Source organism: Pseudooceanicola marinus (assembly GCF_002786295.1).
Taxonomy (GTDB): Bacteria; Pseudomonadota; Alphaproteobacteria; order Rhodobacterales; family Rhodobacteraceae; genus Pseudooceanicola; species Pseudooceanicola marinus.
In genome coordinates this window covers 197,383-218,171 of record NZ_PGTC01000015.1, presented here as the reverse complement: position 1 = coordinate 218,171, position 20,789 = coordinate 197,383, and the positions used below count along the sequence as shown (strand labels likewise).

Sequence of the window (20,789 nt, the reverse complement as noted above, 5' to 3'; positions counted from 1 at the left end):
CCCCAACACAGTCTCAGGGAGGAGACCCAACCATGCGTGACGCCGTCATCGTCTCGACCGCCCGCACCCCGATCGGCAAGGCCTTTCGCGGTGCCTTCAACAACACCCAGGCGCAGGAACTGATCGGCCATGCCGTCCGCCACGCCGTGGACCGCGCCGGGCTGGAAGGCCCGGAGGTGCAGGACTGCGTCGTCGGCTGCGCCATCCAGCAGGGATCGACCGGGGGCAACATCGGTCGCCAGGCGGTGATCCGGGCAGGCCTGCCGACCTCTGTCGCGGGCTTCTCGATGGACCGGCAGTGCGCCTCGGGCATGATGGCCATCGCCACGGCGGCCAAGCAGATCATCACCGACGGGATGCAGGTGGCCATCGGCGGCGGGGTCGAATCGATCTCTCTGGTGCAGAACCAGAACATGCGCACCGACCGCGCCCGCGATCCCTGGATCATGGAACACCGCCCCGACATCTACATGACCATGCTGGAAACCGCCGAGATCGTCGCCGACCGCTATGGCGTCACCCGCGAAGACCAGGACGCCTATTCGCTGCGGTCGCAGCAACGCACCGCCTCCGCCCAGGAGGCGGGCAAGTTCGACGATGAAATCGTGCCCCTGACCACCACCATGGGCGTCATGGACAAGGAGACGAAGGAGGTCTCCTTCCACGAGGTGACCCTGGCCAAGGACGAGGGCAACCGCCCGTCGACCACACTGGAGGGGCTGCAATCGCTTTCGCCGGTGTTCAAGGACGGGCAGAAGGTGAAAGAGGGCAAGTTCATCACCGCCGGCAACGCCTCGCAGCTGTCCGATGGCGCCTCTGCCTCGGTGCTGATGGAGGCGAAAGAGGCCGAGAAGCGCGGGTTGCAACCGCTGGGCCGCTACATCGGCGTCATGGCGGCGGGTCTGGACCCCGAGGAGATGGGCATCGGCCCGATCCACGCGGTGCCGAAACTGCTGAAAGCCCACGGGCTGACCATGGACGACATCGGGCTGTGGGAGCTGAACGAGGCCTTCGCCTGCCAGGTGCTGCATTCGGCCCGCGTGCTGGGCATCCCGGACGAGATCCTGAACGTCAACGGCGGCGCCATTTCCGTGGGCCACCCCTACGGCATGTCCGGCGCCCGCATGGTCGGCCACGCCCTGATCGAGGGCAAGCGCCGTGGCGCCCGTTACGTGGTCTGCACCATGTGCGTGGGCGGCGGCATGGGGGCGGCGGGCCTCTTCGAAGTTCTGTAATGGGCACGCTCTACCTGATCCGGCATGGTCAGGCCTCCTTCGGCGCGGCGGATTACGACGTGCTGTCGGAGGTGGGCCATGCCCAGTCCCGCGCCCTGGGCGGCTGGTTCGCCGCCCAGGGCATCCGGCCCGACCGGGTGGCCCATGGCGGGCTGAAACGCCAGCGCGACACGCTTGTCGGTGTGCTGGAGGGCGTGGCTGACGCACCCGCGCCCGAGGTGCTCCCCGGCCTGTCCGAATTCGACTTCAAGGCCCTGCTGGAGGCGCGCTTTGCCAGGGGCGGCGCGCCCGAGCACATGCACGACGACCGCCGCAGCCATTTCCGCACCCTGCGTGACACCGTTCTGATGTGGCAGCGGGACGAGGTGGAAAACCCGCCCGAACCCTGGGCCGATTTCGCCGCCCGGGTGGAGGCCGCCCGCGCCCACCTGATGCGCGACGGCGCCGAGACGGTCTTTGCCGTCTCTTCGGGGGGCGCGATTTCCCAGATGATCGCCGCCACCCTCGGCGCCCCCGGCCAGGCCCAGATCGAGCTGCAATTGCAGACCCGCAACTGCGCTGTCGCCCGCTTCGTCTTCTCCCCGCGCCGCCATTTCCTCAACGGCTTCAACGAGACGCCCTTCCTCGCCAGCCCCGGCGACCCGCTGCTGACCTATTCCTAGGAGGCCCCGATGACGACCCAGACCCTCGACCTTGCCGCCGTCGAACGCTGGCTGAAAGCCCATCTGCCGGGCTTCGATGGCCCGCTGGAGGCGGAAAAATTCGCCGTGGGCCAGTCGAACCCCACCTTCCGGCTGACCACGCCGACGAAAAACTACGTGCTGCGCCGCAAGCCGCCGGGCGTGCTGTTGAAATCCGCCCATGCGGTGGACCGCGAGTTCCGGGTGCAGAAGGCCCTGGCCGACACGGACGTGCCGGTGGCGAAGATGCATGTGCTTTGTGAAGACGATAGTGTCATCGGCTCGGCCTTCTACGTGATGGACGAGGTCCACGGGCGGCATTTCAACCTGCCCGACCTGCCCGAGCTCGCCCGCGACGACCGCCGCCCCATCCAGGAGGAGATGTCGCGGGTGCTGGCCGCGATCCACGGGGTGGATCTGCAGGCCACGGGCCTCGACGACTATGGCCCCGCGGGCAACTACTACCGCCGCCAGATCGACCGCTGGACGAAGCAATATCGCGCCGCCGAGACCGAGGCGCGGCCCGACATGGACGCGCTGATCGCCTGGCTCGACGCCAATATCCCGCCCGACGACGGCATGCGCACGCTGGTGCATGGCGACTACCGGATCGACAACATGCTGTTCGACCAAAGCCGCCCCCGAATCGCCGCCGTGCTGGACTGGGAACTGTCGACCACCGGCCACCCCTATGCGGATGTGGCCGCCGTCATCATGCAATGGTCGATGCCCCAGGGCCCGGACGGGCGCGGGCTGGCCGGCGTCGACCGCCGGGCGGCGGGACTGATGGAGGATGAGGAGTTCCTGGCCGACTACTGCGCCCGGGCCGGGCTGCCGGGGATCGAGGGGTTCGGTTTCTACCTGGCCTTCACCTTCTTCCGCATGGCTGGCATCATCCAGGGTGTCTACAAGCGCGCGCTGGACGGCAACGCGTCGAACCCCGAACGCGGCCGCCAGATGGGCGCGCTGGTGCCCAGGTTCGCCGCCGCCGGCCTGGAGGCCGCGAAAACCGTCTGAGAGGTACCATGGACCCGAACCTGGTCGAAGATCCCTACGCCCTGCAACGCCACCTCGGCTTCTACATCACCGACTGGCGCGAGGATTACGCGCGCTTCGAACTGCCGATGGAAGAGTTCCTAATGAACCGCTACGGCATCCTGCATGGCGGGGTGCATTCGATGATGTGCGACACCGCCATGGGTTTCGCCGGGTGCTATACCGGCGACCCCGAGAAGAAGCGGCTGGCGATGACGTTGAACCTCAGCGTCAACTTCCTCGGTCAGATGACGGGCAAGATGCTGATCGCCGAGGGTTTCCGGACCGGCGGTGGCGCGAAGACCTTCTTCGCCGAAGCGAAGATCAGCGACGAGTCGGGGGCGCTGGCGGCCACCGGCACCGGCGTCTTCCGCCTCCGCCAGGGCGGCTGAGCGGGATGTCGGCCCGTGCCGGGCCGACGCCTCCGGCGGGAGTATTTCCGACAAGGTGAAGATGGGAACAGCCCTGCCCCCGGCGTGACCTACTTTGGCCCGGAGGCGGGTCCCGCCCGTGGCCAAAGTCGGCCACATCTGCCTGTCCGGGTGGCGCCCCTGTCTTCACCTCGTCCAAAATACTCAGAGGGCCGCGCCCCCTCCTCTCCTCAGAACAGCGCTTCGGCGCGGAAGCCCTCGGGGATCGCGTCGGTGCCCTCCAGCACCAGGTCGGCCATCACCGCGCCCACCTTGGGCCCCATGCCGAAGCCGATCTTGAAGCCGCCATTGGCGATGTAGTGCCCTTTCCGTCCCGGCCAGACGCCCAGCATCGGCGCGCGGGACCGGGCGCGCGGGCGCAGCCCCGCCCAGCGGTCGATCACCTCCGCCCCGCGCAGGACCGGCACGGCCACGCGCGCCGCCTCGATCACCGCGTCGAGCTGATCATCGGTGCCGAGCCCCTCGAACTCCCGCTCCGAGGTCGAGCCGACGGCGACGGTGCCATCCGCATGGGGCACCACGTGGACACCCCCGGCGAAGACCTGCGGCACCGCCCCCGCATCAAAGCGCAGCAGCGCCGCCTGGCCCTTGATCGGCACCCCCACCTGGCGGTCCGCTTCGCGGCTCATTTCCTCCAGCCCGGCGGCGCCGGTGGCCCAGATCACCGCGCCTTCGTCGGGGGCCTCGGCCATCACCTCGACCCCGCGCGCGGCCAGGGCGGCCACCAGGGCGGCACAGGCGCGGCGGGGGTGCATGCGGGCGGTCAGCGTGTCGTGGATCAGAAGCCCCGTGGGGCTGGCCGGTTCAAAGGCGGCGCCGGTCGCGGCGACGACCTGCCAGCTGGCCTGCCCCTGCCACAACTCCGCCGCCGTCGCCTCGCGCCCCCGCGCCAGGGCGACCGCCGCCTCATCCGCCAGGGGCTGCAACCGGCCCGACCGCGCGTAGCCCGCCGTCACGCCGCCCGTCGCCTCGACCTCGGCCCAGAACGCCTCGGCCATCAGCAGGCTGTCCAGCTGGAAGGCCTTCTTGTCGTTCCAGTTCTCCGGCACATGAGGCGCCAGCGCGCCCACCACGCCACCCGAGGACCCGGCCCCGGGACCGAAGGGATCGACCACGTGCACCCGTGCGCCACGCTGCACGCAGGCCCAGGCGCAGCTGAGGCCGAAGATCCCCGCACCGCGCACGGTCACGTCCACGCTGCCTGCCATTCCGCCGCTTGCCATTCCCCGGCCTCCGTTCCATCTTGCCGTTGATTTTGCCCTTCCTAGAGGATCGCCCCATGCAGGGCCAGAGACCCGAGCTGGCGTGGAAAGAGGGCGACGTGCCCGTCGCCACCCGCTTCGACGACCCCTATTTCAGCCTCGGCAACGGGCTGGCCGAGACCGGCCATGTCTTCCTGGCCGGCAACGACCTGCCCGCGCGGTTCGGCACCGGGTTTCACGTGGCCGAGTTGGGCTTCGGCACCGGGCTGAACCTGCTGGCGGTGTGGAAACTGTGGCGCGAGACGGGGCAGACCGGCCCCCTGCATTTCACCACCTTCGAGGCCTACCCGATGGAGGCCGCCGACATGGCTCGCGCCCAGGCGGCCTTCCCCGAGATCGCGGAGCTGGCCGAAGAGCTGGCGCCGCACCTGGGCAAGACGGCCTTCACCCTGCCTGACCTGACCTTCGAGATGATCGTGGGCGACGCACGCGACACCCTGCCCGCCTGGGACGGCCGGGCGGACGCCTGGTTCCTCGACGGCTTCGCGCCCGCGAAGAACCCCGAGCTTTGGGGCGAGGACCTGATTCAGGCGGTGCATGACCACACCGCCCCGGGCGGCACGGCGGCGACCTATACGGCGGCCGGCCACGTGCGGCGCGCCCTGGCCTCCGCCGGGTTCGAGGTGACGCGCGCGCCCGGCTTCGGGCGCAAGCGGCACATGACCCGGGCGCAGCGGCCCAACACGGATGCGGATGCCAGCATGGAAGGACAAGGCGCATGACCGACCAGGACACCCGGCGCGGCATCTGGCTGATGATCCTGACGACCTTCATCTTCGCCGCGCAGGATGCGCTGTCGCGGCATCTGGCGGGCACCTACAACACCTGGATGGTGGTGATGATCCGCTACTGGTTCTTCGCCGCCTTCGTTATCCTGCTGGCCACGCGCAAGGCCGGGGGCGTGCGCGCCGCCGCCGCCACCACGCAGCCGGTGCTGCAGATCATCCGGGGCGTCCTGCTGGCGCTGGAGGTCTGTGTGATGGTCGTGGCGTTCACTCACCTCGGGCTGATCGAGACCCAGGCCGTGTTCATTTCCTACCCGCTGCTGATCGCCGCCCTGTCGGGGCCTGTGCTGGGGGAAAAAGTGGGTTGGCGGCGCTGGTCGGCCATCGCCGTGGGCTTCGCCGGGGTCATGGTGATCCTGCAGCCGGGCATGGCCGTCTTCGCCCCCGCGGCCATCCTGCCGCTGATCGCCGCCGGCATGTTCGCGACCTACAGCCTGCTGAACCGCTACGTGGCGCGGCGCGACAGCTCGGCCACATCGTTCTTCTGGACCGGCGCGGTCGGCTGCATCGTGATGACCCTGCTGGGCGCCTGGTGGTGGGAACCGATGACGGCGCCGGACTGGGGCTGGATGGCCTTGCTCTGCATCACCGGCGCCTCGGGCCACTACCTGCTGATCCGCGTCTACGAACTGGCCGAGGCCAGCGCGGTGCAGCCCTTCGCCTATTTCCAGCTCGGCTTCGGCGCGCTGATCGCCATTCCGATCTTCGGCGAGACGATCCGACCCAACGTCGCCCTCGGCGCCGCCGTCGTCATCGCCGCCGGCCTATTCACCCTGTGGCGCGAGCGGCATCAGGGTTGATCCCTGAAGCTCAGCGGTGAAGGGGATGGGCAGAGGATCGCGCCCCAGCCGGGCGCGGTAGACCGGCAGGCTTTCGGCCACCCGCTGCACGTAGTTGCGGGTCTCGCGGTAGGGGATCGTCTCGATCCAGTCGACGATGTCGATGTCGGGATCGCGCGGGTCGCCGTAATCCTCGATCCAGGCGCGGGAGCGATGCGGCCCGGCGTTGTAACCGATCGACATCAGCACGACATTGCCCCAGAACTCCTCGCTCAGCTCGGCCAGGTAGGCGCCGCCCAGGGTGGCATTGTGGCGCCAGTCCCCGGTCAGCCAGGCGGGATCATGGGCAATCTCCAGCCCGTTGGCGACATGGGTCGCGGTGCCCGGCATCAGCTGCATCAGCCCCGCCGCGCCGACCGGAGAGCGGACGGTGGGGTCGAACTCGCTTTCGCGCCGGGCGATGGACAGGGACATTTCCGGAGCGATCGGCAGGGGCATCTCTGCCAGCGGATGCAGCGGATAGTAGGCCCGCGGCAGGATGACGTTTTCCTGCGCGGCCAGCTTGCCCAGGCGGACGGCCAGGTGCGCCTCGCCGCGCGCCTCCAGCAGGGCCGCCAGACGTCCCAGGTCGTCGGGACTGAGGCTTTCGGCCCAGTGCATCAGGAAATACTCCCCCGTCGCAGGCTGGCCCGAGGCAGTCAGCAACATGGCGGCCTGGCGCAGCTCTGCCGTCTCGACGGCGCTGCCGCGCCAGTCGGGCGGCGTCTGGGTGCCGGCCAGGCTGGCATCGAAGGGCACGCCCGCCTTCTCGGCGGACAGCAGGCCATAATAGGTCGTCTGCAGCTGCGCGCCGGCCTCATAGGCCACCTGCGCCTTGGCGGTGTCGCCCAAAGCCTCCTGCGCGCGGCCGATCCAGTACCAGGCCCGCCCGCGCGAGATGGCGCCGTCGACGCCCTTTTCCAGCGCGCTGAAATGCTTGAGCGCGGTTGCCGGATCCTCCAGCCACTTCAGCGCGATATAGCCCGACAGCCATTCGAGGTCGGCAAAGGTGCCGCCACCCGACAGCTGGTGGTGGGCCGCCAGCACATAGGCCTGTTGCGGCTTGTCATCGTCGAAGAGGGTCAGTCGCGCCCAGAGGCGGCGTTCAGGGCCCCAAAGCTCCGGCCGGCCCAGCCCGCCGGGCACCTCGCTCTGCGCCAGCAGGATCTCGCGGGCGGTGTCATCGCGCCCGGCGGCCAGCGCGCCGCGAAAGCGCGCATAGGCCAGCGCCGGATCGTCGCGCGCGGCGCGGGGCAGATCCGCGATGGCCTCGGCGGCCTCCGGCGCGCCGGATCGGGCCAGGCGGCGGGCCTCTGACAGGGCGGCCTCGGGTCCGGACAGATGGGCGGCCATGCGTTTCTGATCATCCGGGGCGCCTGCCCAGAACATCGCCTCGGCGCGCTCGGGATGGTGCGGGGCCAGAACCGAACCGAACTCGGCCAGGTAGGTTTCTTCCAGCGAGGCGGGCATGGGCATTTCGCGCCAGGCGCGCAGCACCTGCGCCTCCGCGCCGGCGCTGTCGCCCCCGGCGGCCAGGGCCCGGGCGTAGATCACGGCGCCTTCGGGCGTCTGCGGCGGCTGGCCATCGAAGAAGGCGCGCACCTGCGCGGCGGAGGCTGCAGCGAAGGCCGGCTCGCTCTTCCGGCGCATCAGGTCCAGGCCGGGCCAGTCGGGATGGGCGGCGAGGAAGACCAGCACGTCGACCGGGGTGCCTTCGCCGGCACGCAGGCGGGCCCATTCCACGATCTCCTGGGCCACCGGCCCGTCGCGTTTCGCCACCTCCGCCGCGCGGTCCCAGTCGCCCCGCGCGATGGCCCGGAACGCCCAGGCCAGGGGGCGCGGCATCATGCGCGAGGGTTCGCCGTCGCCGGTCACCTGGGTTGCCGCAGCCCCGCCGAGAGGCGCCATAAGCGCCGTGCAAAGGGCGAAAACCGCCGGAAATCGTCTCACTCTCACTTGTTTTGGCCCCGTTCCGAAGGTATGCGACCACGACGATAATGCGCCGTCTCTGTCTCTCAACTCACATATCCGGCAGAGCGGTTTCACCCACCGGGTCCGCGCGGTTTTCCGCCACCCGCCACTTTTAGAAGGAGCGTGTCATGTTCAAAGGGTCGATTCCCGCCCTGGTCACGCCGTTCAAGGACGGCGAGCTGGATCTGGTGACGCTCAAGAAACTCGTGGACTGGCATGTGGCCCAGGGCTCGAACGGGATCGTGCCGGTCGGCACCACCGGCGAATCGCCCACCCTGTCGCTGCGCGAGCATGAGATCGTGGTGGAAGAGGTGGTGAAATACGCCGCCGGCCGCATTCCGGTGATCGCGGGCGCGGGCGCCAACAACACCAAGGAAGGCGTGCGCCTGATCTCCCACGCCGCCGAAGTGGGCGCCGATGCCGCCCTGGTGGTGACGCCCTATTACAACAAGCCGACCCAGGCCGGGTTGATCGCGCATTACACCGCGATGCACGACGCCGCCGAGCTGCCGATCGTGATCTACAACATCCCCGGCCGGTCGGTGATCGACATGCTGCCCACGACCATGGCCGAGCTGGCCAAGCTGGAGCGCATCGTCGGCGTCAAGGACGCCACCGGCAAGCTGGAGCGCGTGGCCTTCACCCGCATGCTCTGCGGGGCCGATTTCTGCCAGCTGTCGGGCGAGGACGCGACCGCCGTGGGCTTCAACGCCATGGGCGGCGTCGGCTGCATCTCGGTCACCGCCAACGTGGCGCCGAAGCTCTGCGCGGAAATGCAGGCGGCAACGCTCGCGGGCGATTACGCCAAGGCGCTGGAGTACCAGGACCTGCTGCTGCCCCTGCACGAGGCGATCTTCATCGAGCCGGGCGTCTCGGGCGCCAAGTTCGCCATGTCCGAGCTGGGCCTGTGTTCCCCGGAGGTGCGCCTGCCCCTGCTGGAGCCCTCGGAGCCGGTGAAGGAGAAGATCCGTGCCGCCATGCAGCACGCCGGTCTTTACGAGACCGCCGCCGCCTGAGCGCGCCACGCGACGTGATCCAGGGGCCGTCCTTCGGGGCGGCCTTTTTCGTTTCGGCCCCCTTCTGCGCGGGCCGGCCCGGACGGGTCCGTGGTGTTTGAGTATTTTTGGCTATCGGGTGGGAGGGGCGTGATGCGCAGCCTCCGCGGGTCTTTGTCTTTCGCACGCCGGGTGACTAGGTAGAAGAGGCAACTTCCGAGGGCCCCATGATCGAGTTCCTGCTTGTCGTCCTGATCCTTGTCGCGGCCCTTGTGGGCGTGCTGGCCCTGCGTCGCCGGGCCCGGCAGACCCGGCGCGACGCCGGGCTGACCGAGGCGCAGCGCGCCATCGTCGCCGAGGAGGTACCCCTGTCGCGCGCCCTGCCCGCCGAGGTGCGCCCCGCCTTCGAGGCGCGCATGGTCGATTTCCTCGATCAGGTGGAATTTACCGGCTGCAACGGGCTGGAGGTGACGGACGCCATGCGCCTGTCCATCGCCGCCCAGGCTTGCCTGCTGATCGCCAATTCCGGCGCCTGGTACGAGACCCTGCGCAGCGTGCTGGTCTACCCCGATGCCTTCCGCTCGAAGATGAAGGACCATGACGGCTACGTGGTGACGGAACGCGAGACGGTGCGCAGCGGCGAAAGTTGGGCGCGCGGGCCGGTGGTCCTGTCCTGGGCCGATGCGCAGCACGGCGCGGAAATGGCCCACGACGGGCACAACGTGGTCTTCCACGAGTTCGCGCATCAGCTGGACGACCTGTCTGGCGCCACCGACGGCATGCCGGACCTGGCCCCGGGCCAGAGCCATGCCGAATGGCGCCATGTCTTCGACGAGGCCTATGCCCAGCACCTCTACCGGGTGCAGAACCACCGCCACACGCTGTTCGACCCCTATGGCGCCGAGGGCCCGCAGGAGTTCTTTGCCGTGGCGGTCGAGGCCTTCTTCGAGACCCCGCACCGCGTCCGGGACCACGCGCCGGAGGTCTATGACCAGCTGGCGCGGTTCTTCGCGCTGGACCCGGCCAGCTGGCGACAGCCCTAGCGCCGGTAGGGATCGGCGGGCGCGCGGCTGTCGGACAGGGTGTCGGTGCGGCGTTCCACGATCAGCTCGATCGCATCGGCCAGGTGCTCTTCGGCGATGTTGTAGTCGCCACGCGCGACGCGGATGCGGTGCGCCTCCAGCAGGACCTCGGCATGGGTCGATCCCTCGGGGGGAAAGAACTTGTAGCTGGCCAGTTCGATCAGCAGACCCAGCGGATCCTTGAAATAGATCGAATCCATGAAGCCGCGGTCCTTCACGCCCGAATGCTTGATCCCGCGTTCATCCAGCCGCGTCACGGCCTGGGCGAAACTCGCCGCCGAGACGTTGAAGGCCAGGTGATGCACGCAGCCGGGATCCATCGGCGTCCGGTCATGCACCGCTGTGCGGTCCTCGTTGGTGAAGATGGTGATCAGCCGCCCGTCGCCGGGGTCGAAATAGAGATGCCCCTGGTTCGGGTCATCCAGGTTGGGCTGATCGAAGACGAAGGGCATGCCCAGCACCCCCTCCCAGAAATCGATGCTGGTCTGCCGGTCGGCTCCGGTGAGGGTGATGTGGTGTACCCCCTGAACCTGTAGTTTGCGCATGGCCGTCTCCTCCGCTTGTTCTGCGGAAGATCGTCGGCCAGACGCGCGTTCTGGTCAACGCAGCGGGTCCACAGTCACCTGCGAACCCGCGCACCATTTCCCAGACGGCCCGGATCAGATGCCGGCGTCGATGATGGCCTTGGCCAGGATCGGCACGGTCTTGGTGTTCAGACCGGCGATGTTCATGCGGCTGTCGCCGACCATGTAGATGCCGCTCTCGTCGCGCATCTTCTCGACCTCTTCGGTCGAGCAGCCCAGGCGCGAGAACATGCCGCGGTGCTCGGCCAGGAAGGCGAACCGGTCGGAGTTGGTCAGCCGCGCCAGTTCGGCCGCCAGCTGCTTGCGCAGCTCCAGCATGCCCAGGCGGACCTCTTCCAGCTCTTCCTTCCACATCGCCGTCAGTTCCTCGTCATGCAGGATGGTGGCGACGATGCGGGCGCCGTGATCCGGCGGGAAGGAATAGTTCTGGCGGTTCAGGTAGGCCAGGGTGCCCTGGTTGACCTTGGTCTTGCCCGCGTCCTTCGACACGGCCATCAGCAGGCCGGTGCGTTCGCGGTAGATGCCGAAGTTCTTCGAGCAGGAGGCGGCGATCAGCAGTTCGGGCACGTTGGCGGCGACGTAGCGGGTCGCCGCGGCATCCTCGTCCAGGCCATCGCCGAAGCCCTGGTAGGCGATGTCGATCATCGGCAGCGCCTCGGTGGCGTTCAGCGTCTCGACGACCTTCTTCCACTGCTCCAGCGTCAGGTTGGCACCCGTCGGGTTGTGGCAGCAGCCGTGCAGCAGCACCACATCGCCCGGACGCGCCGCCTGCAGATCCTCGATCATGCCGTCGAAGTTGATGCCGCCGGTGGTGCTGTCGAAGTAGCGGTAGGGCACGGTTTCGATACCGAGGTACTTCAGGATCGACAGGTGGTTCGGCCAGGTCGGATCCGACACGAAGACGCGGGCGCCGGGGTTGGCCATCTTGATCAACTCGAAGGCCTGGCGCACGGCGCCGGTGCCGCCGGGGGTGGTCACGCCGGCGACCTGCTCGGGCGCGACGGCATCGGCCAGCACCAGCTTGCGGATCGCCTCGATGAACAGCGGCTCGCCGGCCAGGCCGGTGTAGCTCTTCGAGGTCTGCTCTTCCCAGATGCGCTTCTCCGCGGCCTTCACCGCGCGCATCACCGGGGTCACGCCCTCGGCGTTCTTGTAGACACCGACGCCCAGGTCGACTTTCTGCTCGCGCGGGTCGGCGCGATACATTTCCATCAGGGCCAGGATCTTGTCGGCGGGTTGTTCCTTGAGGTTCTCGAACATTTTTCTCTCACTCTCCGGTGGCCACAGGCAGGGTGGGGAAGGCCCCCCACTCGGTCCAGGAGCCGTCGTAAACTGCATGGTCCGTCTTGCCGATCCGTTCCAGCGCCAAGGCCAGGACACAGGCCGTCACGCCCGATCCGCAGGAGGCGATGACAGGCTTCTTCAGATCGACGCCGGCCCCCTCGAAGACACCGCGGATGCCCGCCGGATCCTTCATCGTCTTGTCGTCGTTCAGCAGGGCGGTATAGGGCACGTTCTTGGCCCCGGGGATATGCCCCGAGCGCAGGCCGGCGCGCGGTTCGGCCACTTCGCCGCGGAACCGCTCAGCCGCGCGGGCATCCACGATCTCGTAGTCGCCCAGCTTGGCGGCGGCGCTGACCTGGGTCACGTCCTTCACCATCTGGTTCTGGCGGCGCACGGTCATGTGGCGATCGCGGATCACCGGGTCCATGTCCTCGACCTCGCGGCCCTCGGCGACCCACTTGGGCAGACCGCCGTCCAGCACGGCGATGTCGAACTGGCCCATCAGGCGGAAGGTCCACCAGACACGCGCGGCGGAAAACAGGCCCTGGCTGTCGTAGACGACAACCTGATGGCCATCGCCCACGCCCATGGCCCGCATGCGCGACATGAACTTCTCCACCGTCGGCACCATGTGTGGCAGTTCCGAACGCTGGTCGCTGATCTCGTCGATGTCGAAGAAGCGGGCGCCGGGGATATGCGCGGCCTCGTACTCGGCCCGCGCGTCGCGGTCGGTGCCGGGCAGGAACAGGCTGGCGTCGAGGATCCGCAGGTCGGGATCCTTCAGGTGATCGGCCAGCCAGTCGGTGGAAACCAGTATCCGCGGGTCGTCCTGCATGATGCGCCTCTCCGATGAAAACCGCCGATTCCCTAGCCCCCCTGCCCGCACAAGGCAAGGAAAAGCCCGGGGCGGCGCGTCAGTGCTGTTCCTTCAGCAGGCGCTGCTTCTGCCGGTTCCAGTCGCGTTTGGCCTCGGTCGCGCGCTTGTCGTGGTTCTTCTTGCCCTTGGCGATGCCGATCTTCACCTTCGCCATGCCGCGATGGTTGAAGTAGAGAACCAGCGGCACCAGGGTCATCCCCTTGCGCTGCGTCGCATTCCACAGGTTCGCCAGTTCCTTCTTAGAAACCAGCAGCTTGCGCCGACGGCGATCCTCGTGGCCGAACATCGCCTGCTCGTAGGGGGCGATGTAGGAATTGACCAGCCACAGCTCGCCGTCCTCCACCGCCGCATAGCTTTCGGCGATGTTGGACTGGCCCGTGCGCAGGCTTTTCACCTCGGAGCCCTGCAGCTGGATCCCACACTCCAGATCGTCCTCGATCGCGTAATCGAAACGGGCGCGGCGGTTCTCCGCGATGACCTTGTAATTCGGGTTGTCTGGTTTCTTCGCCATGATCGGGCCTCTTTACGCCAGCCGGGCGGGCACTGTCCATCCGGGGGTTTCCGCTCCACCATCGGCGAGCCTCAGCTTCGCGGAAATCATTTCCGCAAAGCGGGTTGTCGCGACCGCCGGATGCCTTAACCTGTGTGCAAAGGAAAGGATTTCAAGATGACCGACACGATGCAACGGATCGTCCAGGCGCGCCGTCCCGATGGCTTCCCTGTGGAGGAGGATTTCCGGCTGGAAGAGATCCCCCTGCCCAGCCCCGGCGAGGGCGAGATCCTGGTGAAGGTGACCCACCTGTCGCTGGACCCCTACATGCGCGGCCGCATGGACGACGTGGCCAGCTACGCCGAGCCGCAGAAGCTGGACGAGACCATGGGCGGTGGCGCCGTGGGCGAGGTCCTGGAAAGCCGCAGCGATGCCTTCGCACCCGGCGACCTGGTGCTGGGCTACTTCGGCTGGGCCAGCCATGGCGTGGCCCCCGCCAAGGCCTGCCGCAAGCTCGACCCCGAGTTGCCGCCCTCCACCGCGCTCGGCGTGCTGGGCATGCCGGGCTTCACCGCCTGGGCCGGGCTGGAGGCCTATGGCAAGCTGAAGAAGGGCGAGACCCTGGCCGTCGCCGCCGCCACCGGCCCCGTCGGCTCCATGGTGGGCCAGCTGGCGAAACTGAAGGGCCTGCGCACCGTGGGCATCGCCGGCGGCCCGGAAAAGGTTGGCCTGCTGACCGATCGCTTCGGCTTCGATGCCGCCATTGACCACCGCGTCCATGGCGACGCCAAGGCGATGCGTGGCGCCCTGGCCGAGGCCGCGCCTGACGGCATCGACGTCTATTTCGAGAACGTCGGCGGGCCGGTCCTGGGCGGTGTCCTTCCGCTGATGAACCTGCACGGACGGATCATCGTCTGCGGCATGATCGCCTGGTACTCGGGCGAGACGGACGAGACCGGCTCCATCCCGCTGCAGAAGGTCTGGCGCATGGCGCTGGTGAAACGGCTGACGATCCAGGGCCTGCTGCAGACCGACCACACCGACCGCTTCGGCGACTTCCTGACGGAAGTCACGCCGTTGGTCAAATCGGGCCAGGTCTCCTACCTCGAAGACGTGGCCGAGGGGCTGGAAAACACCCCCAAGGCCTTCTTCTCGATGCTCAAGGGCGGCAACACCGGGAAGCAGGTGGTGAAGCTCTGAGGCGCTCCGGCGGGCGGAGGCACTCGCCCGCCAGTCGCGCGCCGTCAGAGCTGCGGCCGCGACCGAAGCCCCCGGAAAAATAAAAGGCGCGCCCCCTGCGGGCCGCGCCTCTCATTTGCTGCGGAAAGGGCCGAAGTCAGCCTTCCAGCTTGCCGTCCAGGATTTCCTGCAGGTCGGCGTAGGTCATGTTCGAATGCTTCTCGCCGTCGATCAGCAGGGTCGGCGTGGCGTTGATTTCATCCGCCTGGGCGTTCTTCTGATACCAGGCGGTCAGGGTGCGGGCCATGTCCACGTCGTTCAGGCATTCCTCCAGCGTGGCATCGTCCATGCCGGCCAGCCGCCCGATCTTGCGCAGGTTGTCGGCGATCTGCGCCTCGCTCTCGGCGCCGCGCAGCCAGGTGTCCTGCGACTTGTAGTACATCGACGCCAGGCCGAAGAACTTGTCCGGCCCCGCACAGCGCGCAATCATCGAGGCCCAGAGGCCGTAACGGTCGAAATAGACATCGCGGTAGATGAACCGCACCTTGCCGGTGTCGATGTAATCCGTCTTCAGCCGGTTGAAGACGCGCTCGTGGAAATCGGCGCAATGCGGGCAGGTGAAGGAGGCGTATTCCACCATCGTCACCGGCGCATCCTCGGCGCCCAGGGCCATCTCCACCACGGAGGAGGTGTCGATCTCGTCCAGCTCGGGGCTGGCCGCCCCGGCGTTGACCTGGGTCTGGGCCTCGGCCGGGCGGTTCATGTACCAGATGCCGCTCCCGGCGGCGGCTGCGACGACGGCAGCGCCGCCTCCGATGAGGAACCTGCGATCCATTATGGGTCGTCCTTTCTCAAGTCCTGTTTGTCTTGTTCAAAACGTTCTGGGCCAGCCGCTCCAGCGCATCCTTCAGGCCGGTATCGGCGACACCCTCGGCCACCTCGTGGGCCTTCGCAACCACCTCGGGCGGAGGCGGCGGCGGAGTGTAACTGGCCTGGCTGCGCGCGAAGGCGACGCGGCCTTCCTCGAACCCGGTGCGCGCGGTCTGGGTGATGCGCACGCGCGAAATGGCGTTGTAGCCGTAGACGCCGTTGACCTTGGCGCGCAGGCGTTCCTTCTCCATTTCCAGCACCGGGGCATGGGCGCCGGTGGTCAGCAGGACCAGCGTGGCCCCCATGGCACCGCGGCCATATTTCACCTCGACCGGGCGGGCCATGGCAGCGATGTCGCTGCCAGCGATCTCTTCCCAATGGGTCAGCAGCCGCGACACGGCAAAGCCGCGGGCCTCACCGGCCTTGCGGATGCGGGTCTCCAGCAGGCCGTAGGTCCGCTTGAAACCATAGGTCGAGGTCGCGCGTCGCGCCATTGCGTCGGGCCTTTCGCTCTTGCCGGGCCGCCGGGAAAACCTTGCGCCGAAGGGTTGCATCCCCCCGGCCCGCACTATTCTAGTCACCGCAAACGGGCACGCCAGCCTGAAAGGCCGTGCCCGCCCCTGACGAGGCATAAAGAATGCGTGACACGGCGCAAGCGGCGGATCTTCTTTCCTGGTACGACCAACACGCAAGGGCCCTGCCCTGGCGCGTGCCCCCGGCCGAAAGCCGAGCCGGCCACCGCCCCGACCCCTATCACATCTGGATGTCGGAGGTCATGCTTCAGCAGACCACGGTGGCCGCGGTGAAGGAGTATTTCACCCGTTTCACCACCCTCTGGCCGACCGTGCAAGACCTGGCCGCCGCCGACGATGCCCGGGTGATGGGCGAATGGGCGGGCCTGGGCTACTACGCCCGCGCCCGCAACCTGCTGAAATGCGCCCGGGTGGTGGTGGCCGAGCACAATGGCCAGTTCCCCGACAACCGCGAGGCGCTGCTGAAACTGCCCGGCATCGGCCCCTATACCGCCGCCGCCATCGCCTCGATCGCCTTCAACCGGGCCGAAACGGTGGTGGATGGCAACGTCGAACGGGTCATGGCGCGGCTTTTCGACATCCACACACCCCTGCCCGCGGCCAAGCCCGAGCTGACGGAGAAGGCCGCCCTGATGACGCCCGGGGACCGCCCCGGCGACTACGCCCAGGCGGTGATGGACCTGGGCGCCACGATCTGCAGCCCCCGTTCGCCCGCTTGCGGCATCTGCCCCTGGGTCGCGCCCTGCGCCGCCCGCGCCGCCGGCACCGCGGCCGAACTGCCGAAGAAGACCCCGAAGAAACCCAAGCCCACCCGGGTTGGCGTCGCCTACATCGCGCGCCGCGCCGATGGCGCCTTCCTGCTGGAAACCCGCCCCGACAAGGGGCTTCTGGGCGGCATGCTGTGCTGGCCCGGCTCCGACTGGGCCGAGGAGGTGCCGGAACACAGCCCCCCGGTGGAGGCGGACTGGCGCGACCCGGGCGCCGAGGCCCTGCATACCTTCACCCATTTCCACCTGCGCCTGGCCATCCGCGTGGCCGACCTGCCCCGGGGCAGCAACCCCGAACGCGGGCAGTTCCTGCCGCCAGAGCAGTTCCGCCCCTCGGATCTGCCCACCGTGATGCGAAAGGCATTTGACCTGGCCCGCGCCAGCTTCGTAGACATGAGCTGACGCGCGTCTTCGCCCCGGGAGGGCACATGATGAGCACTTCGCAAGGCATCTCCACCTTCACCCGCGCGGCGCCCTTCTGGCTGTCGCTGCTCATGGTGCCGCTGATCGTCATCGGCACGGTCTACGGCGGTTGGACCGTCCTGCTGGCGCCGCTCTACGGGCTGGGCCTCTTTTCCCTGCTGGATCGCCTGCTGGGCCTGAACACCGAGAACGCCGATCCCGACAGATCGGTGGACGACCTCTTCTGGTATCGCGCCATCACGCTGATCTGGGCACCTGTGCAATTCGTCACGCTTTTCTGGGCGATCTGGTACACCCGCCAGACCGAGACCCTGGGCCTGCTGGAGGTGATCGTGCTGTTCTACGGCATCGGCCTGATGTGCGGCGCCATCGGCATCGTCTACAGCCACGAGCTGATGCACCAGACCAACAAGCGCGAACGCTGGCTGGCGGACATCCTGCTGGCGATGACGCTTTATTCCCATTTCCGCAGCGAGCACCTGCTGGTGCATCACGTGGCCGTCGGCACCCCCCGCGATGCGGTGACGGCGCGCTACAACGAGAGCTTCCCGCATTACTTCTGGCGCGTGCTGCGCGACTGCCCGCGCTCCGCCTGGAAGACCGAGGTGGCACGGCTGAAACGCAAGGACCTGCCGCCCACCGACCGTCGCAACCCCTTCTGGCGCTACGCCGCGCTTCAGGGGGCCATGCTGCTGATCGCGCTGATCCTCGGCGGCCTGCCGGGGCTGTTGCTGTTCCTCTACCAGGCCTTCATCGCCGTCTGGATGCTGGAGCTGACGAATTACGTCGAACACTACGGGCTGACGCGGAAATACCTCGGGAATGGCAAGTTCGAGCATGTGAAGCCGCATCACAGCTGGAACGCCTCGCACAGGGCGACGAACTGGCTGCTGATCAACCTGCAGCGCCACTCGGACCACCACTACAAGCCCGACCGCCGCTTTCCGCTTCTGCAGACCTATACCGATGGCGAGGCGCCGGAGCTGCCGCACGGCTATCCGCTGATGACCATGCTGGCGATGATCCCGCCGCTGTGGCGGCGGCGCATGAACCCGCGCGTGCGGCTGTGGCGGCAAATGTACTATCCCGAGATCACCGACTGGACGCCCTACAAGACTGGCCGCCATGAAGGCCTGCCGGGGTAGGCAAGGGGGGCTCTGCCCCCCGCCGCTTCTGCGAAGCGACTCCCCCCGGGGGTCCGGGGGCAGCGCCCCCGGCCCGGGTGCAGCCCAAGGCTCAGGCGGCCATCACGCGCGACAGGTGGTAGTCGGTATCGCCCAGCTGGGCGTCGATCATCACCAGCCGCTTGGCGTAATGCGAGCCGGGATATTCCCAGGTCATCGCGATCCCGCCGTGCATCTGGATCGCCTCCTCCGCCACAAGACGCCCGGCGCGGCCGATCAGGTTCTTCGCCATCGAGGCATAGCGCCCGGCCTCGGGCCCGCCCAGCTCGCTGGCGGCCTTGATGGTGATGGAACGGGCCTGTTCGATCTCGGTCAGCATGTCGACGGAGCGGTGTTGCAGCGCCTGGAACTGGCCGATGGCCACGCCGAACTGCTTGCGGGTGCGCAGGTAGTCCAGCGTCATGGCGTAAAGCGCATCCATCGCCCCCACGGCCTCGGAACAAAGCGCCACGATCCCGGCGTTGACCGCATCAGCCAGGGCCGTCCCTGCATCTGCGATCAGCAAGCGTCCCGGGGTGGCGTCCAGCACAACTTCCGCCGCACCGCCGCCGTCGATCATGCCGTAGCCGGTGACCGAGGCCGCCTCGGCCGCCACCTCGAACAGGGCCACCTTGCCGTCCAGCCGGGCCGCCACCAGCAGCTTCTCGGCCACCTGGCCGCCGTAGACCACCGACTTGCGGCCCGTCAGCGCGTGACCCTCGCCCGAGGCCACGGCCTCGGTCGCCACGGCATCGACGTCATACCAGGCGTCGATCTCGCCAATGGCCACGGCATATTTCACCGCACCTGACAGCAGCGCCTCCTGGTCCTCGCCGGCGGCGGTCATCAGGCGCGAGGCCATCAGCGCGGCCAGCACCGGCTCGGGACAGAGCGCGCCGCCAAGCGCCTCGAAGACCACCGAGACGTCGAAGCCGGTGCCGCCAAAGCCACCGGCCTCCTCGGGCGCCAGGGCAAAGAGCGCGCCCAGCTCGCTGAGGCCCTCCCAATGCGCCGGCGCATGGAAGGGCTCGGCATAGGCGGCAGCATTGCGCGCCTCCATCGGGTATTTCTCCCGCAGGTAGCGGGTCAGGCTGTCCGACAGCATCTGCCGGTCTTCGGTCAGGGAGAAATCCATCGTTACAGCTCCAGCATGGTCTTGGTCAGGATGTTCCGCTGGATCTCGTTGGACCCACCGTAGATCGAGGTCTTGCGGTTGTTGAAGTAGCGTGCCGCGTTGTGCGCAGCGTCTTCCGGCGCGGGCGCGAGGTTGGCCGACAGCATGCCCGGGAAGGGCGCGGCGGCCGGACCGAGAGCCCGGCGGGCCAGATCCTTCAGCTCTTGTGCGATGACCGTGCCCTTGATCTTCAGGATCGAGGTTTCCGGCCCCGGCGCCCCCTGCTGCTGCGCCTTGTAGAGCATCCGCAGGTTGGTGATCTTCATCGCCTCCAGGTCGATCTCCACCTGGGCCACGCGGGCGGCAAACAGCGGATCCTCGATCAGGGGGCGACCATTGCGTTTCACCTGCCGTGCCAGCGCCTTCACCTCTTCCAGCGACTGCATGGAGAAGCCGACCCCGGCGATATTGGTGCGTTCGTGGGTCAGCAGGAACTTGGCGATGGTCCAGCCCATGTTCTCTTCGCCGACCAGGTTTTCCACCGGCACGCGGACGTCGGTGAAGAAGACCTCGTTCACTTCGTGCCCGCCCTCGATCAGCTTGATCGGGCGCATTTCGATACCGGGGGTGTCCAGATCTACGAGGATGAAGCTGATGCCCTTCTGCGGCTTCACATCCGGGTCCGTGCGGACCAGGCAGAAGATGCGGTTGGCGTGCTGGCCCAGCGTCGTCCAGGTCTTCTGACCGTTGATCACGTAATGGTCGCCATCGCGCACGGCGCGGGTTTTCAACGACGCCAGGTCCGACCCGGCGCCGGGTTCGGAATAGCCCTGGCACCACCAGTCCTCGCCCGACAGGATGCGCGGCAGATATTCCTGCTGCTGCTCTTCCGAGCCGAACTGCATCAGCACCGGGCCCAGCATCGCCAGGCCGAAGGGCACGATGCGCGGCGCATAGGCGCGGCAGGCCTCCTCCTCGAAGATATGCCGCTCGACCGGGGACCAGCCGGGGCCGCCGAACTCGACCGGCCATGTGGTGGCCAGCCAGCCCTTCTCGTTCAGGATCGCGTGGTAGCGGTCCATGATGTCCTTGGTCAGCTCGCCCCCCTTGCGCACCGCGTCGCGGATGTCATCGGGCAGGTTTGCGGCGAAGAAGGCACGTACCTCTTCGCGGAAGGCCTGTTCTTCGGCCGTGAAACTCAGATCCATGTC

General features: G+C 68.0%; 21 protein-coding genes. 11 read left to right on the top strand and 10 right to left on the bottom strand.

Translation table 11 applies throughout. The annotated features are described in order from the left end of the window. Positions 1-32: 32 nt before the first annotated feature. The 4 genes from CVM50_RS10315 to CVM50_RS10300 are packed head-to-tail and all read left to right on the top strand — an operon-like array spanning position 33 to position 3,342. Positions 33-1,235: an acetyl-CoA C-acyltransferase gene (locus CVM50_RS10315; protein ID WP_085889071.1), complete on the top strand. Its 1,203-nt coding sequence runs from the start codon at positions 33-35 to the stop codon at positions 1,233-1,235. Next, positions 1,235-1,897, top strand: a complete 663-nt coding sequence (locus CVM50_RS10310; protein WP_085889072.1) for a histidine phosphatase family protein — start codon at positions 1,235-1,237, stop codon at positions 1,895-1,897. Before CVM50_RS10315 ends, CVM50_RS10310 begins: the two co-directional genes overlap by 1 nt. A 9-nt stretch (positions 1,898-1,906) precedes the next feature. Continuing rightward, positions 1,907-2,932, top strand: a complete 1,026-nt coding sequence (locus CVM50_RS10305) for a phosphotransferase (protein WP_085889073.1) — start codon at positions 1,907-1,909, stop codon at positions 2,930-2,932. Between the two features lie 8 nt (positions 2,933-2,940). Beyond that, positions 2,941-3,342 carry a PaaI family thioesterase gene (locus CVM50_RS10300; protein ID WP_085889074.1) on the top strand — a complete coding sequence of 134 codons (402 nt, stop codon included), beginning with the start codon at positions 2,941-2,943 and terminating at the stop codon, positions 3,340-3,342. Positions 3,343-3,551: 209 nt separating this feature from the next. Here the strand turns inward: CVM50_RS10300 and CVM50_RS10295 are convergent, their stop codons facing one another. After that, positions 3,552-4,604, bottom strand: coding sequence for an NAD(P)/FAD-dependent oxidoreductase (locus tag CVM50_RS10295; RefSeq protein ID WP_232618209.1), 1,053 nt, complete (start codon positions 4,602-4,604; stop codon positions 3,552-3,554). 56 nt (positions 4,605-4,660) lie between these two features. On the opposite strand from CVM50_RS10295, the gene mnmD reads away from it, so the two are divergent. Both mnmD and CVM50_RS10285 read left to right on the top strand, forming a co-directional pair. Next, on the top strand, positions 4,661-5,365 hold the full coding sequence (gene mnmD / locus CVM50_RS10290; RefSeq protein ID WP_085889076.1) for a tRNA (5-methylaminomethyl-2-thiouridine)(34)-methyltransferase MnmD: 705 nt from the start codon (positions 4,661-4,663) through the stop codon (positions 5,363-5,365). Continuing rightward, positions 5,362-6,228, top strand: a complete 867-nt coding sequence (locus CVM50_RS10285) for a DMT family transporter (RefSeq protein ID WP_085889077.1) — start codon at positions 5,362-5,364, stop codon at positions 6,226-6,228. The genes mnmD and CVM50_RS10285 overlap by 4 nt, the downstream gene beginning before the upstream one ends. Here the strand turns inward: CVM50_RS10285 and CVM50_RS10280 are convergent. Then, on the bottom strand, positions 6,193-8,196 hold the full coding sequence (locus CVM50_RS10280; protein ID WP_157792169.1) for a lytic transglycosylase domain-containing protein: 2,004 nt from the start codon (positions 8,194-8,196) through the stop codon (positions 6,193-6,195). The genes CVM50_RS10285 and CVM50_RS10280 overlap by 36 nt on opposite strands. Positions 8,197-8,345: 149 nt before the next feature. Between CVM50_RS10280 and dapA the strand changes: the two genes are divergently transcribed. Continuing rightward, positions 8,346-9,233, top strand: a complete 888-nt coding sequence (dapA, locus tag CVM50_RS10275) for a 4-hydroxy-tetrahydrodipicolinate synthase (protein WP_085889079.1) — start codon at positions 8,346-8,348, stop codon at positions 9,231-9,233. A gap of 206 nt (positions 9,234-9,439) precedes the next feature. After that, positions 9,440-10,255 carry a M90 family metallopeptidase gene (locus CVM50_RS10270; RefSeq protein WP_085889080.1) on the top strand — a complete coding sequence of 272 codons (816 nt, stop codon included), beginning with the start codon at positions 9,440-9,442 and terminating at the stop codon, positions 10,253-10,255. On the opposite strand, the gene CVM50_RS10265 is transcribed toward CVM50_RS10270, so the two are convergent. The 4 genes from CVM50_RS10265 to smpB form a co-directional block, all read right to left on the bottom strand. Further along, on the bottom strand, positions 10,252-10,839 hold the full coding sequence (locus tag CVM50_RS10265; RefSeq protein ID WP_085889081.1) for a VOC family protein: 588 nt from the start codon (positions 10,837-10,839) through the stop codon (positions 10,252-10,254). The two genes, CVM50_RS10270 and CVM50_RS10265, sit on opposite strands and share 4 nt — an antisense overlap. 114 nt (positions 10,840-10,953) lie before the next feature. Then, on the bottom strand, positions 10,954-12,138 hold the full coding sequence (locus CVM50_RS10260) for an amino acid aminotransferase (RefSeq protein WP_085889082.1): 1,185 nt from the start codon (positions 12,136-12,138) through the stop codon (positions 10,954-10,956). A 7-nt stretch (positions 12,139-12,145) separates the two neighbouring features. Continuing rightward, entirely contained in the window at positions 12,146-12,997 is an 852-nt protein-coding gene (sseA, locus tag CVM50_RS10255; protein ID WP_085889083.1) for a 3-mercaptopyruvate sulfurtransferase, read from the bottom strand. 79 nt (positions 12,998-13,076) lie between these two features. Beyond that, positions 13,077-13,550 (bottom strand): SsrA-binding protein SmpB, encoded by a 474-nt coding sequence (gene smpB, locus CVM50_RS10250; protein WP_085889084.1) that lies wholly within the window; start codon positions 13,548-13,550, stop codon positions 13,077-13,079. A gap of 156 nt (positions 13,551-13,706) precedes the next feature. Between smpB and CVM50_RS10245 the strand changes: the two genes are divergently transcribed. Continuing rightward, positions 13,707-14,729, top strand: coding sequence for an NADP-dependent oxidoreductase (locus CVM50_RS10245; RefSeq protein ID WP_085889085.1), 1,023 nt, complete (start codon positions 13,707-13,709; stop codon positions 14,727-14,729). 136 nt (positions 14,730-14,865) lie between these two features. Here CVM50_RS10245 and CVM50_RS10240 read toward each other — a convergent pair whose 3' ends face one another. After that, entirely contained in the window at positions 14,866-15,543 is a 678-nt protein-coding gene (locus CVM50_RS10240; RefSeq protein WP_085889086.1) for a DsbA family protein, read from the bottom strand. Positions 15,544-15,559: 16 nt separating this feature from the next. Further along, entirely contained in the window at positions 15,560-16,072 is a 513-nt protein-coding gene (locus CVM50_RS10235; protein ID WP_085889087.1) for a DUF721 domain-containing protein, read from the bottom strand. A gap of 143 nt (positions 16,073-16,215) precedes the next feature. Between CVM50_RS10235 and mutY the strand changes: the two genes are divergently transcribed. Both mutY and CVM50_RS10225 read left to right on the top strand, forming a co-directional pair. Next, positions 16,216-17,280: an A/G-specific adenine glycosylase gene (gene mutY, locus CVM50_RS10230; protein WP_085889088.1), complete on the top strand. Its 1,065-nt coding sequence runs from the start codon at positions 16,216-16,218 to the stop codon at positions 17,278-17,280. A gap of 26 nt (positions 17,281-17,306) precedes the next feature. Continuing rightward, positions 17,307-18,446, top strand: coding sequence for an alkane 1-monooxygenase (locus CVM50_RS10225; protein ID WP_085889089.1), 1,140 nt, complete (start codon positions 17,307-17,309; stop codon positions 18,444-18,446). A 91-nt stretch (positions 18,447-18,537) separates the two neighbouring features. On the opposite strand, the gene CVM50_RS10220 is transcribed toward CVM50_RS10225, so the two are convergent. Next, positions 18,538-19,599 carry an acyl-CoA dehydrogenase family protein gene (locus tag CVM50_RS10220; RefSeq protein ID WP_085889090.1) on the bottom strand — a complete coding sequence of 354 codons (1,062 nt, stop codon included), beginning with the start codon at positions 19,597-19,599 and terminating at the stop codon, positions 18,538-18,540. 2 nt (positions 19,600-19,601) lie between these two features. After that, positions 19,602-20,786, bottom strand: coding sequence for an acyl-CoA dehydrogenase family protein (locus CVM50_RS10215; RefSeq protein WP_085889091.1), 1,185 nt, complete (start codon positions 20,784-20,786; stop codon positions 19,602-19,604). Positions 20,787-20,789: the final 3 nt, after the last annotated feature.

What these genes read in the sequence shown, in the direction of transcription:
- CVM50_RS10245 (WP_085889085.1), top strand. Translation starts at nt 13,707, where the DNA reads ATGACCGACACGATGCAACGGATCGTCCAGGCGCGCCGTCCCGATGGC.
- CVM50_RS10240 (WP_085889086.1), bottom strand. Translation starts at nt 15,543, where the DNA reads ATGGATCGCAGGTTCCTCATCGGAGGCGGCGCTGCCGTCGTCGCAGCC.
- CVM50_RS10235 (WP_085889087.1), bottom strand. Translation starts at nt 16,072, where the DNA reads ATGGCGCGACGCGCGACCTCGACCTATGGTTTCAAGCGGACCTACGGC.
- mutY (WP_085889088.1), top strand. Translation starts at nt 16,216, where the DNA reads ATGCGTGACACGGCGCAAGCGGCGGATCTTCTTTCCTGGTACGACCAA.
- mnmD (WP_085889076.1), top strand. Translation starts at nt 4,661, where the DNA reads ATGCAGGGCCAGAGACCCGAGCTGGCGTGGAAAGAGGGCGACGTGCCC.
- CVM50_RS10285 (WP_085889077.1), top strand. Translation starts at nt 5,362, where the DNA reads ATGACCGACCAGGACACCCGGCGCGGCATCTGGCTGATGATCCTGACG.
- CVM50_RS10305 (WP_085889073.1), top strand. Translation starts at nt 1,907, where the DNA reads ATGACGACCCAGACCCTCGACCTTGCCGCCGTCGAACGCTGGCTGAAA.
- CVM50_RS10310 (WP_085889072.1), top strand. Translation starts at nt 1,235, where the DNA reads ATGGGCACGCTCTACCTGATCCGGCATGGTCAGGCCTCCTTCGGCGCG.
- dapA (WP_085889079.1), top strand. Translation starts at nt 8,346, where the DNA reads ATGTTCAAAGGGTCGATTCCCGCCCTGGTCACGCCGTTCAAGGACGGC.
- smpB (WP_085889084.1), bottom strand. Translation starts at nt 13,550, where the DNA reads ATGGCGAAGAAACCAGACAACCCGAATTACAAGGTCATCGCGGAGAAC.
- CVM50_RS10315 (WP_085889071.1), top strand. Translation starts at nt 33, where the DNA reads ATGCGTGACGCCGTCATCGTCTCGACCGCCCGCACCCCGATCGGCAAG.
- CVM50_RS10265 (WP_085889081.1), bottom strand. Translation starts at nt 10,839, where the DNA reads ATGCGCAAACTACAGGTTCAGGGGGTACACCACATCACCCTCACCGGA.
- CVM50_RS10295 (WP_232618209.1), bottom strand. Translation starts at nt 4,604, where the DNA reads ATGGCAAGCGGCGGAATGGCAGGCAGCGTGGACGTGACCGTGCGCGGT.
- CVM50_RS10270 (WP_085889080.1), top strand. Translation starts at nt 9,440, where the DNA reads ATGATCGAGTTCCTGCTTGTCGTCCTGATCCTTGTCGCGGCCCTTGTG.
- CVM50_RS10215 (WP_085889091.1), bottom strand. Translation starts at nt 20,786, where the DNA reads ATGGATCTGAGTTTCACGGCCGAAGAACAGGCCTTCCGCGAAGAGGTA.
- CVM50_RS10300 (WP_085889074.1), top strand. Translation starts at nt 2,941, where the DNA reads ATGGACCCGAACCTGGTCGAAGATCCCTACGCCCTGCAACGCCACCTC.
- sseA (WP_085889083.1), bottom strand. Translation starts at nt 12,997, where the DNA reads ATGCAGGACGACCCGCGGATACTGGTTTCCACCGACTGGCTGGCCGAT.
- CVM50_RS10260 (WP_085889082.1), bottom strand. Translation starts at nt 12,138, where the DNA reads ATGTTCGAGAACCTCAAGGAACAACCCGCCGACAAGATCCTGGCCCTG.
- CVM50_RS10225 (WP_085889089.1), top strand. Translation starts at nt 17,307, where the DNA reads ATGATGAGCACTTCGCAAGGCATCTCCACCTTCACCCGCGCGGCGCCC.
- CVM50_RS10220 (WP_085889090.1), bottom strand. Translation starts at nt 19,599, where the DNA reads ATGGATTTCTCCCTGACCGAAGACCGGCAGATGCTGTCGGACAGCCTG.